8 protein-coding genes and 1 pseudogene are annotated in these 12,865 nt (G+C 28.1%); 7 read left to right on the top strand and 2 right to left on the bottom strand.

Annotation, left to right across the window (positions count from 1 at the left end):
• Nucleotides 1–46 precede the first annotated feature (46 nt).
• Nucleotides 47–2,035 carry a DNA topoisomerase subunit B gene (locus SLY_RS03110; RefSeq protein WP_012358797.1) on the bottom strand — a complete coding sequence of 663 codons (1,989 nt, stop codon included), beginning with the start codon at nt 2,033–2,035 and terminating at the stop codon, nt 47–49.
• A 309-nt stretch (nt 2,036–2,344) separates the two neighbouring features.
• A pseudogene (locus SLY_RS03105) lies at nt 2,345–3,922 on the bottom strand (reverse transcriptase domain-containing protein); the annotation flags it as partial.
• Between the two features lie 1,636 nt (nt 3,923–5,558).
• Between SLY_RS03105 and SLY_RS03100 the strand changes: the two are divergent.
• The 7 genes from SLY_RS03100 to glyA are packed head-to-tail and all read left to right on the top strand — an operon-like array spanning nt 5,559 to nt 12,499.
• Nucleotides 5,559–6,224: a hypothetical protein gene (locus tag SLY_RS03100; protein WP_012358778.1), complete on the top strand. Its 666-nt coding sequence runs from the start codon at nt 5,559–5,561 to the stop codon at nt 6,222–6,224.
• 56 nt (nt 6,225–6,280) lie between these two features.
• Nucleotides 6,281–6,862, top strand: coding sequence for a hypothetical protein (locus SLY_RS03095; RefSeq protein ID WP_235043253.1), 582 nt, complete (start codon nt 6,281–6,283; stop codon nt 6,860–6,862).
• Between the two features lie 19 nt (nt 6,863–6,881).
• Entirely contained in the window at nt 6,882–8,570 is a 1,689-nt protein-coding gene (locus tag SLY_RS03090) for a M3 family oligoendopeptidase (RefSeq protein WP_015638131.1), read from the top strand.
• Nucleotides 8,571–8,626: 56 nt separating this feature from the next.
• The gene (locus SLY_RS03085) at nt 8,627–9,433 is read left to right on the top strand and encodes an ATP-binding cassette domain-containing protein (protein ID WP_012358775.1); all 807 of its coding nucleotides are present in this window, start codon (nt 8,627–8,629) and stop codon (nt 9,431–9,433) included.
• A complete protein-coding gene (locus tag SLY_RS03080) occupies nt 9,409–10,263 on the top strand; it encodes an ATP-binding cassette domain-containing protein (protein ID WP_015638130.1) in 855 nt (284 codons plus the stop codon). Before SLY_RS03085 ends, SLY_RS03080 begins: the two co-directional genes overlap by 25 nt.
• A 12-nt stretch (nt 10,264–10,275) precedes the next feature.
• Complete coding sequence (locus SLY_RS03075) at nt 10,276–11,223, top strand: energy-coupling factor transporter transmembrane component T (RefSeq protein WP_015638129.1); 948 nt, start codon at nt 10,276–10,278, stop codon at nt 11,221–11,223.
• A gap of 34 nt (nt 11,224–11,257) precedes the next feature.
• Nucleotides 11,258–12,499 (top strand): serine hydroxymethyltransferase, encoded by a 1,242-nt coding sequence (gene glyA / locus SLY_RS03070; protein ID WP_012358772.1) that lies wholly within the window; start codon nt 11,258–11,260, stop codon nt 12,497–12,499.
• Nucleotides 12,500–12,865 lie beyond the last annotated feature (366 nt).

Genomic DNA, 12,865 nt, shown 5'->3' with positions numbered 1-12,865 from the left:
TTTTGCCTCTTTACTTTATTTAATTAGCTGGTTGTTTTTATAGTTTTTAAACATCTAAATCCGCTTCTAAAGCATTATTTAAAATGAATTCTTTTCTTGGAAAAACTTCTTTACCCATCAAGATATTAAAAGTTGAATTTGCTTCTTTGATCGCTTCTTCGTCGCTTAAAGCATTTAAAGCATCTTTTAAAGAGGCTTGTAAAAGTGTTCGTTTTTCAGGATTCATTGTAGTTTCCCAAAGTTGGTCCGGATTCATTTCACCTAATCCTTTATATCTTTGAAAACCATCTTTAATATTTTTTTTGAGGGAGAAATCGATTTTCTCTTTTTCTTCGTAAAAATAAGTAATATTTTTACCTTTTTGATATTTATATAATGGAGGTCTTGCGAAATAAATATAACCTTTTTCAATTAAAATCCTTAAATTTCTGAAAAAGAAAGTTAAAAGCAAGGTTCTAATGTGAGCACCATCAACATCCGCATCGGTCATAATAATAATTTTATGATAACGTAATTTATCTAAGTTGAGGTTTTTTTGTTTATTGATATCAACACCTATGCCAATTGCTTGAATTAAGGATTTGATTTCTTTGTTAGTTAAAATTTTGGAAGATTGAGTTTTTTCAACGTTTAACACTTTCCCTTTTAAAGGCAAAATTGCTTGAAAATGAGAATCTCTTCCTTGTTTAGCAGAACCTCCTGCAGAATCTCCTTCGACAATATAAAGTTCAGAAATTTTTGGATCTTTGCTACGGCAATCAGCTAATTTAGCAGCAAAACCTAAAGTATCAAGCGGCTTGTTTCTTACAATTTCACGCGCTCTTTTTGCAGCTAGACGAGCGTTTGCAGAAAGTAAACATTTCTCGATAATTTTTTTAGCATCACCTGGATTTTCTAATAAAAATCTTCCTAAAGCTTCACCAAAATATTGAGAAACAATTTGTCTTACTTCAACATTGCCTAATTTAGCTTTAGTTTGTCCTTCGAATTGTGGATCTTGGTGCTTTAAAGAAATAATTGCAGTGATTCCTTCTAAAATATCTTCACTTAATAAACTTTCATTTTTTTTTAAAAGATTATAATCTTTAGCATATTTAGAAAAATTCCTACTTAAAGCCAATTTAAAACCTTCTTCATGTGTTCCGCCTTCATGAGTGTGGATGTTATTAACAAAAGAATAAATTTTTTGAGTTTGAGTGTAATTTTTAATTGCTTGTTCTTCTTCTTGTTGTTTACTTTTTTCATCATCATTAACAGTGTATTCAAACACAATTTCTAAAGCCAAATTATCAAGTTCTTTTTCTAAAACAAAAAGATTATGAAAAGGTTTTTGCATATAAGTTTGATTAATAAAAGTAAGGTAATCTTGCAAGCCTTTTTCGTGATAAAAATTAAAGCTTACAGGTTTTTCTTGTCTTTGGTCAATTAAATTTAATTTAAGTCCTTTATTTAAAAAAGATAATTGTTGGATGCGTTCTTTCAAAATTTTGGCATCGTAAATAGTAGTTTCTTGAAAAATGGAAGGATCAGCTAAAAATTTAATAACTGTCCCTTTGCGGTCTGTTTTACCAATAACTTCTAAAGGAGCAACAGGGACCCCTTTTTCATATTTTTGATAATGGATTTTTTTATCCAAATGAATTTCAACACTAAACCAACTAGATAAAGCATTTACAACAGAGGCTCCCACTCCATGAAGACCGCCCGAAATTTTATAAGAAGAGCTGTCAAATTTTCCTCCTGCGTGCAAAGTAGTTAAAATGGTTTCTACCGCTGGTTTACCTGTTTTGTGGTGAATCCCTACAGGAATTCCTCTACCGTTATCAGTTACACTAATGATGTCTCCGGGTAAAATCTCTAAAGTGATTTCGTTTGCATGACCCGCTAAAGCTTCATCAATGGAATTATCAACAATTTCCCAAACTAAATGATGTAATCCTTTAGCAGCAGTAGAGCCAATATACATTCCTGGTCTTTTACGAACTGCTTCCAAACCCTCTAAAATTTGAATACTGTCTGCGTTGTAATTTTTCAAAAAACACCTTCCCTTTTTCCCTTTGGAAATTTTTTTAATTTTAGAATCAGAATCTAAAAAAACGATTTCAATAATTCCAATCTTATGATATTATAACATAAAAAAAGGGGTGTCGTGAGGAATATAATATTGACAGCCCCGAATAACAAAAAAAGACTATCTTTTATAGGGATAGATTATTTGCGTTTCGATTGTAGGATTTGTTTTTCTACTTTCTATTACAAACAGCCCCCCCTCCAAACCGTACGAGTAAGTTTCCAAGCATACGGCTTTCCATCATTTACCCTTTTTACGGGATTAACCTTGCGGTTAACTGTGTATCTTAATCATTCTCTTCTTTTTGTTTTGGGTTATATCGTTTATTTGTTGGTTTGTTCTCTTGCGATGACAATTCCTACATAAAGCGATTGTTTGTTTATTAAGGATACTTTGCCAGTTGGAGTTTCTCACTGTTTTTGTGTGGTGGATTTCTAGTGGGATGTTTTCTGTTTGGCAAACTTCACATCTCTCCGCCTTTAAGCGTGATGTTAGTGTTGTTCGTCCTTGGTAGAGATAACGGTTGATAATTACATCGGGATTCCCCTTTGTTTTTCTCATCCTTTTTATCTTTTCCCAGTCCAGTTTGTCCCAGCTATCAACTTTGGTTTTATTCTTGAGGTTGTATTGAATCCCCCAAGTTTTGCCGTTCCTTAATTTTCGCCGAACTTTTGCGATAGATGTTTTCCATTTTCTCGCTAGTGTTTTTAAACAACTGTATTCCGCCAAATAGTATAAATGTGTTAATTGTGCTAGGTTGTTTCCTAGACAAAAGTATCGGATAATGCCGAGCGTTATTGATTTGTAGGTTCGTATTATTTCTAGTGCTTCCCTACTTGCTAGTGTTTCGTCGTGTTTTACTTTCCCGTTTTTGGTCCAACCGTATTCTTTCCCGTAGTCTCTTGTTGTGTCTTTTGGGATTTGGATTTGTACTTGCCCGTTCAGTGAGTTTTTTGTTGTTTTCTTTTTGCGGGTTTTGTTGGTTGGGTTTACCTTTACCATATAAGATAGGAACCTTGTGCCCTTAGTGGCTTTTACAATTTTTGATTTGTCGCGGTTTACCACGAGTTTCAAGTCTTGTTCTAGCCATTTGAGTACTTGGGTTTTAATCCTTTCTGCTTCGTGGTGTTCTCCTTTTATTCCAATAATAAAATCATCTGCGTAGCGGATGTATTCTATTCTCGGGTTTGGGTTCAGGTTTATTTCACTATCTATTGATAGATTGTGATGTTGTTTTTTTGTGTATGCCTTCCAATATTCGGGATTTGCTTTCATTATCGGTTTGCCGTTTCTTATCAGTTCTTCCATTTTCTTATCGATGTAATGTAAATATATATTTGATAATAAAGGGGATATTATCCCACCTTGCGGTGTTCCTGATAATGATTCGTATTTGATTCCATTTTCCATTATTCCTGCTTTGAGCCATTGGTTGATTGTTTTTAACGTTTTGGCCTTTCTGATGTATTTGTTTAACATCTTATTGAGGATATCGTGGTTGATGGTTTCAAAGTAACCTTTAATGTCGATTTTTATTATATAATCTATCCCTTTGAATCTTTGTTTGACACGTTTTACGGCATCATGGCATGATTTCTTGCTTCTGAATCCGAAGCTCCATTCTGAGAAGATGTTTTCAAAATAGAGGGTTAAAAGTTGTTCCATTGCTTTCTGGATTATTCTATCTTTTATGGTTGGGATGCCTAGCGGTCTCGTTTTATTTTTATCTTTTGGTATTAATACTTTTTTGACAGGTTGCGGATTGTATTGGTTGTTGACGTATTCTTTGTGGTATTTCTTTATCATTTCTAGCTTTATGCCGTCAATGGTTTTGTTGTCAACGCCCTCTGTATGGTAAGCTCCACAAAAATGGCACCATTTGAGAACAACATTTTTTTCCAAAAAAAATATGATTTTCTGAAAAACCAAATTGTTTATTAATTACTTTTATTATAACATAATTAAAATTATTTGTCAAAATATAAAATATTAATTATTTTTAAATTTGTTGTTCTCAACCAGTACCAGTTTTTAATTGGTTTTTTGAAGAAAAAAATTTTATATTTTATTAATTATAAAGTAATAATATTATTTAATAGTATAATATATGTATATGTAATATAAAGAAAGAAATAAAAACTATTCAAAAGTTTTTATTTCTTTCTTTATATATTTACCATATATATTATTAATTTTTTTCATCTTTTTAAACTAACAAATCATGAAAAAACTTATAAAATTTTTTTAGTTTTAAAGAATAATTTTTAAATCAAAAGTCTTAAAAAAAGGAACAGCGCGCAACTTCAAAAATAAAATTGTTGGCAAACTTATTAAAAAATAAAAAAAACAACCACTACCAATTATTTTTTCGTTTTTCGACAAACACTTTCTAAAAAATTTTGAAAAAACAACTAAACTCAAAAGCAAATAAAATAATTTTTATCATTCTACAACACCTAAAAAACAACAGCACCAAATCCCGGTTTTGTTTTTAAATGCTTTTTATTTTGTTCCAACATCAATCCTAAATTAAGTTATAATAATATTGGTTTTAAAAATTTAATAAATTAATTTTCAAAAAAATAATCATTAAATCATCTGCAATCTTTTAATAGAAAAATATTATTATATCCTTTCAACTAAAGATTTCTTCAAACGACTGTTGAAAATTATTTTTTGCTTACCAAAATTAAGGCAGGAAAAATTACAATTACTGCCAATTATTTTCAAAAAAATCATTAGAATATCTATGATTTTTATGAAATAACATGGATTATATATCTTTTTAAGTTAAGCTAAAAAAATTTAAAAAATTTTTAAGAAAAATTAGGATAGGCTTATCTGCTACTCGTTTTAAATGTTGAAATTTTCATAATTTCATTTTTCTGAATAATGTTTTTTTGAAAAATAACAAGCGTTTATTTTTTTATTTTTGAAAATCAAGAAAGTCAAAAAGATAAATTATTATAATAACCAAATATTTTTATCACGCACCATTAAATATATTCTTTTTAATTTAAAAAGTTTTAATTAAATTTTTAAAAACAAATAAAAAAATTAAATATATTTGTCTAAACTTTCAAGATTTAAAGTTACATTATTTAAATATATGTTTGCATCTCAAAAGTTAGAAAAAGATAACCGAAAAAACAACGGAATTTAATTATTTAATTTTTTGTGATAGCAAAATTTATTTTTTAAAACAACTAAAAAATTAAAGATAGGCTTAACACATATTTCGTGATTTAGCAACAAGCTAATTTTAAAAATTAATTTTTTTACTGCAAGAGTAATTTTATTTTAAATTTGGTTTGTTAATTTTAAAAAACAAAAAAAGAAAAAGGGGGATAAAATTGATGCCAACCACTTTTTCATAATTTCCAACTTTATTAAAATAAAAACTAATCAAATCAAAAAATGGAAAATAAATATGGCACAATGACATTTTTTATAAAAAGAATGTTAATTTTTTTAGAAAAACAAAATTATGTTCAAAAATAATAATACAAAAACTATTGTTTTCAATTCTCCTTTGCAAAAATACGTTATCGCTTCGGTTTTATTTGGCTTAACTATTGTTTTAGAATTTATAGGAAGCGCCAAATTTAGCAGTGGAATTGGCTCCCTGTTTAAAATGGCACTTGTACCTTTAATTTTAATTGGTTTTTTGTTAGGATTAAAATACAGCCTCATTTTTGCTACGTTATATGCTTGTTTTCATATTTTAAAAGCGTTTTTTTATAGCAATTTAATGGGCTATATGGAAATCAACGGTTTAACGTTGCCTGAAAAATTGAGTGTCTTGCTATTAGATTATTTTTTGGTAGATATGGCTTATGGTTTATCAGGATTATTATATCTACCTAATTTTTCCTATTTTAATAAATATAAAAAAATTTGGAGTAATTTATTCATAATTTTTTCTTTGGTCTTGTTTTTCAAATTTATAGCTTCGCGTTTTATTTGGTTAAAAATTTTGTTAGAAACAATCCAAAATAACAACGATTATTCTTATCCTCCTGCTTTATTAAAATATCCAAATATTTTATGTTTATTTTATAATATTATTCCTGTCTTAAATAATTTTTTAATCACGGGGTTTATATTCTCTTTTTTAAATCCTAGGCTCAAAATGTATTTACAAAATAAATAATAATATATAAATAAATTAATATGGATACATCATCAAAAAAAGAAAAAGAAAAAATTATGGTACAACAAAATATTTATAATAAAAACAAAATTTTAAGACACATCGTTCTTGCCTCTTTTTTATCATATATGCCTGTTGCACTATCTTATTTAATAAAAGAAATAGGTGTTCCTGGCTTTTTAATTCCTTATTTTCGTTATTTTATTTTTTTTCCTTTGATTGTAATGTCCTTTTACGTTCCTAAAATGATGGCTTTCGTGGGTGGTTTTTTATCCGAAATGTTCATTTTTTATTTAAAAACCAAAAGGACTCATTATAATCCTTTAGAAAGTCTTTTTTGTGCTCTTTGTTTTGTTTTAATTCCTAGTTTATTCTTAAAAAAAAAAGATAATTTTTGTAAATTTTATTTTGTGATTCTTTTGGCATCAAGTTTATTTCAAATTGTAAGTTGGTATAATATATTGAAATATCGTTATAAACTAGACTTATTGGATATCCAAAAATTCGATCAAATAATTCACATATTAAAAATTGATTTAGGGATAAGATTAATAGTTATTGTTCCTATCATTTCGCTTATACTAGCTTTGATTTTGAAAAAATTACTTCCAAGATTAGAGTTTTTTGACAACATTTAATTAACTAAAGGAGCATTTTATGCAATTTAAAGATTTTAAATATCAAAGAATTAATATTCCCAAAATCAAAGAGCAAGTTGCTCCGATGATTGAATCGTTTTTATCTTCTTCTTTGGGAGAACAAATAACAATTATGAAAAACATGAATCAAATAATGGATCAAATTAGCTCCATGTTTACTTTAGTCAATATCAGAAATAGCTTAAATGTTAAAGATAACTTTTATCAACAAGAACAAGCTTTTTGCGACCATAACGCCCCTTTAATCAAAGAATTACAACATCAATTTTTAGAAAAAATCAGCCAAAGCAAATATTATGACCAACTAGCATCTTATTTTGGTTTATTTTTATTTCAAAAAAACCATTTGGAATTAAAAACTTTTCATCCTCAAATTATCCCTTTATTGCAAGAAGAAAACGCTTTAGTCACAGAATATGAAAACTTAATCTCTCAACCCAACGTTAACTTTCAAAACAAGATGTATAATTTAAGCCAAATGGGACCTTTTTTAGAAGCACAACAAAGAGAGACAAGAAAAGAGGCTCAATTAGCTGTTTCTCATTTTTTTGCTAAAAATGAATCCGATTATGACCACATTTATGATCAATTAGTCAATATCAGGCACAAAATGGCTAATTTATTAGGTTATGATAATTTTGTTCAATTAGGATATGATCTTTTAGGGAGAACAGACTATTCACAACAACAAGTAAAAACTTACCGAGAAAACATTTTAAAACATGTTTTGCCTTTTTATCAAATGACGCAACAAAAGAAAAGTAACCGTTTAAAAATTAATAAACTGGAAAGTTATGATAAAAAAATTCATTTTTTAAGTGGCAACCCCACACCTGAAGGAGACACAAAGACAAAAATATCAAATGCACAACAAATGTATCATCAAATGTCGCCAGCAACTAAAGTTTTTTTTGATTTTTTGCTAGATAAACAACTATTAGATTTAGAAAGTAAACCGAATAAAACAGGTGGAGGGTACTGCACTTATTTACCGTTGTTTCAAGCTCCTTTTATTTTTGCTAATTTCAATGGAACAAGTCATGATATAGATGTTTTAACTCACGAATTTGGACACGCTTTCCAAGTATATCAAAGTCGTCATTTTATTCCTGAATATCGTTTTCCTACGTTAGAAGCGGCAGAAATTAGTTCTATGGGGATGGAATTTTTAGCTTGGCCTTGGATGAAGAATTTTTTTGGTTCAGAGGAAGCAAAATATAAATTTTTACACCTTTCAGAAGGACTTAATTTTTTACTTTATGGTGCTTTAGTTGACTACTTTCAAGAAGAAATTTATCAAAATCCTCACATCACCCCTCAAGAACGAAAAAAAATATGGCGTGATTTAGAAAAAAAATATTTACTCATAAATGAATATGAAAGTGATCTTTTTTTAGAAAAAGGTAATTTTTGGTTGCGTCAAAGTCATATTTTTTCTAGTCCTTTTTATTATATCGACTATACTTTGGCTCAAGTTTGCGCTTTTGAACTTTGGTCGCTAAGCCAAAAAGATTATCAACAAGCTTGGGAAACATATTTGAAATTATGTCAAATAGGTGGATCGCAAAGCTTTTTAAAACTTTTAGAAAAAACAGGATTAAAAAGTCCTTTCGATGAAAAACATTTTAAAACAATTGTTGATAGTATTACTAATTACATTCAAAAAATAGACGATAGTAAATTTTGACTTGACAAATCAAAAAAAGATTAAGTAAGAAATAATAAAGGAATTCATTTTAAAATATGATAGAAATTAAAGATTTAAGTTTTTATTATCAAAACAACCCTATTCTTCAAAATTTAAATTTAAAAATTGAAAAGAATTCATGGGTTTCTATTATAGGACATAATGGTTCCGGAAAATCTACTTTAGCCAAAATTTTATTAGGTTTATTGAAGCCTCAAACAGGCTCGCTTACGATTGATAAAAAGTTAATGAATGAAAAAAATTTACCACACATTCGGCCACAAATAGGTATAATTTTTCAAAACCCTGATTATCAATTTACAGGTATGACTGCACGCGAAGATATTGCGTTTGGTTTAGAAAATTATAACTTAACAAGACAAGAAATTATTGCAAAAATTGATAAATATAGCAAAATGTTAAAAATAGATCATTTATTGGATAGAAATGTTTCTTTTCTTTCAGGAGGACAAAAACAAAGAGTTGCCATTGCCTCCATTTTGGCAATGGAAACAAACATTATTGTTTTTGATGAAGTCACTGCTTTTTTAGATCCTCAAGGAGCAACAGAAATCAAAAATATTATTCAACAAATTCAAGGAAAAACTTTAATCACTATCACTCATGATTTAGAATTAGCTGCTAAAAGTCATCAAATAGTTATTTTACACGAAGGCAAATTAATAAAGACAATGAGTCCCTTAAGTTTTTTTCAAAACGAAGCGTTTTTAGACCAATATAATTTCAAACCTCCTTTAGCTTTAAAACTTTATTATCAATTGTCAAAAGATAGTCAATTAAAACTAACTCCAAGCTTACAAAAATTAAAGGATATTTTATGGGAATACAATTTGAAAAAGTAAATTTTTTTTATCCAAAAAATAATCAAAATCAAACTGTTTTGGCATTAAATAATATTAATTTAAAAATAGCGGCGAAAAACGAATTTATTGCATTAGTAGGCAAAACAGGTTCAGGAAAATCAACTTTAGTACAATTAATGAATGCTTTGCTTACAACAAACAACGGAAAAATAACTATTTTTAACCAAAACATTAACAACCAAACAAATAAAAATTTATTAACTGCTTTAAGGAAAAAAGTAGGCTTAGTTTTTCAATTTCCAGAATATCAACTTTTTGAAGCAACTATTTTAAAAGACGTCATGTTTGGGCCAGAAAATTTTTTCAAGAATAAAGAAATAGCTCACCAAAAAGCAAAAGAAGCTTTAAAACACATTGGCATCAAAACAGATTTATATCTCAAATCACCTTTTCAAATTAGCGATGGGCAACAAAGAAAAGTAGCTCTTGCAGGAATTATTGCAATGGAGCCAGATATTTTAATTTTGGATGAGCCCACAAGAGGTTTGGATGCAATCAGCAAAACAAGTATTATGCGTTTTTTAAACGATTTGAATGTTGTTTTTGAAAAGAGTATTATTTTAATTACTCACGATATGAATTTGGTGGCGCAATATGCCAAAAGGGTGATTGCTTTGGACAAAGGAGAAATTCTTTTTGATGGCCAAACCAAAGCTTTTTTTGAAAATCCTGAATTCCACCGTTTTAATTTAGACTTTCCAGAAACTTTTAAAATTTTGCAACATTTAAATAAAACTTTAGGAATCCCTTTTAAGCCTCAATATTGTTTTCCAGATTTGTTAAAATATTTAAAAAAATTTTATGATTAAAGGATATTTTTTATGAAAAAAAAAGATTTAGAGCATTCTTTAAGGCATAATCATCCTTCTATCAAAATTATGGCTTTTTTACTTTTATTGTTTTTTGTTTTACAATTGCCTATTAATAATCATTCTAATTTGAAAATGTGGACTCTTTATGCAAGTGTTTTTTGTTCTTTATTGTTAATTTGTTTTTCTTTTGGTCTTTCTTTTTGTTATTTTTGTTCTCGAATTAAACACTTAAGATTTTTCTTTTTTATTTCTTTGTTATTGCAGCTAACAACGACTAAAAATAATTTTATAGAAATAGAAATTGTTAACTATCATTATGCTTTGGCTATTCTTTTCTTTTGTTTCTTTTTTTATTCTTTAACGCAGAAAAAAATACATTTCAAACTATCTTATTTATTGATTATTTTGTTTTTGGTCTTTGTTTTTCCTGTTTATTTTCGCTCAGACATTACAACTACATATTATTTAAAAATTTCTTCTTTTTTGAGAATTGTTTTAATTATAACTAGATTAATTATGATTATGATGCTCTTTTTTTTATTTAATAAAATTATTTCTTTTAATGAAATTAATGATGGTTTGCAAATTCTTTTATCTCCTTTAAAAAAAATTAAAATTCCTATCCAAACTTTGGCTTTAATGTTATCTTTAATTTTTATGGCCCATTCTTTTTTATTACAAGAAACTAAAAAAATCTTAAAAGCTCAAATATCAAGAGGAATGAATTTAAATAATAAAAATATTTTTAAAAAAGTGAACCATCTTCTCTCTTTGTTGGTGCCTATTTTTATTTTGGTTTTCAAAAGATCAATCGTTCTTTCCGACGCTATGGAAGTGAGAGGTTATGTTTTGGGTGCAAAAAGAACAAAAATGAATATTTATCGACTTCAATTAAAAGATTTTTTCTTAATGTTTGTTGTTTGCATACTTTTTTTAATCAAATATTTGTGCAGTTAATAAATAAAATAAGAAAAGAGTGTTAGATAATTTTATGAAATCACAATTAAGTTTAAAAGATCCAAAAATATTTGAACTAATCGAACAAGAAAAAAAAAGACAAAAAGAAAATATCATATTAATTGCTTCCGAAAACTTCGTTTCCAAAGAAGTTTTAGAAACTCAAGGTAGTATTTTAACTAATAAATACGCCGAAGGATATCCTGGAAAAAGATATTATCATGGTTGTGGTAATGTAGATGATATTGAACAAATAGCCATCGAAAGGGCGAAAAAACTCTTTAATGCTCGTTATGCCAACGTTCAACCGCATTCAGGTTCTCAAGCTAATATGGCAGTTTTACAAGCTTTATTGCAACCTAACGATAAAATTTTAAGTTTGTCTTTAAACGATGGTGGGCATTTAACTCACGGACATAAATTAAGTTTTTCAGGTAAATATTATCAATCTTATTCTTATAATGTCGATCCAACAACAGAAATGCTTGATTATGAATCAATTAGAAAACTGGCTTTGGAAATCAAACCAAAATTAATTATCGCAGGATATTCTGCTTATTCCAGAAAAATTAATTTTCAAAAATTCCGTGAGATTGCTAATGAAGTCAATGCTTATTTAATGGCTGATATTGCTCATATTGCAGGCTTTGTTGCATGCAAATTACACCCTTGTCCTTTAGAAGCTCAAGCAGATATAGTTACTTCAACGACTCACAAAACTTTAAGAGGACCTCGGGGGGGATTGATTTTAACCAACAAAGAAAAAATAATGCAACAAATTAATAGATCTGTTTTTCCGGGAATTCAAGGAGGGCCTTTGATGCATGTTATTGCTGCTAAAGCTGTTTCCTTCAAAGAAGCTCAAAGTTTAGAATTTAAAAATTATCAACAACAAGTAATTAAAAACGCTCAAGCATTTGCTCAAACTTTTCAAAAAAAAGGTTATCACGTTGTAAGTCAAGGAACTGATAATCATTTATTTTTAATTAATTTAAAAAAAACAAACCCTCTTTTTACCGGAGAAAAAATTGCAAACATTTTAGAAAAAGTTAACATTATAGTCAACAAAAACACTATTCCTTTTGATCAAGAAAAACCAATGTTTACTAGTGGTATTAGGTTGGGAACGCCTGCCATGACAACAAAAGGATTTCAAGAAGCAGATTTCATTAAGTTGGCAGATTTGATTGATCAGGCCATCAAAAATAGGGACGACAACGTGTATCTGCAAAAAATAAAAAAAGAAGTTCTAGATTGGACAAATGATTTTAAATAATATCTCAATTCATCCCAAAATAGAAAAAATCTCAACCGCAAAGATATTTTTTAATTAAATAAAAGTAAATTTTGCAGTTTTTGAGTAAGAAAAAACAGCCCTCAAACTAACGAGGGCTTTTAAAATATCTTTTTTTTAATTTGTTATCGCCAAAGAAATTTTGAAGTTTATAAAAAATTGTGGATGATTCAAAATATTGGTTTTTTTAATAAGCAAAAAAATATTTTTCCAGTGATGAAAAAAATGCATTCCTAAATGTTTACAATCATTTGATAAAACATTACTTATTTACCAACAAAAATATTTGGGTGGCACCGATATTCCTTGTTTTTAGACATTTTTTATTATTAGTGGGTTGTTAGGTTT

The organism is Strawberry lethal yellows phytoplasma (CPA) str. NZSb11, from assembly GCF_000397185.1.
Classification (GTDB): Bacteria; Bacillota_I; Bacilli_A; order Acholeplasmatales; family Acholeplasmataceae; genus Phytoplasma; species Phytoplasma australiense.
The sequence above is the reverse complement of the archived record's forward strand: the minus strand, read 5'-3'. Positions and strand labels throughout refer to the sequence as shown.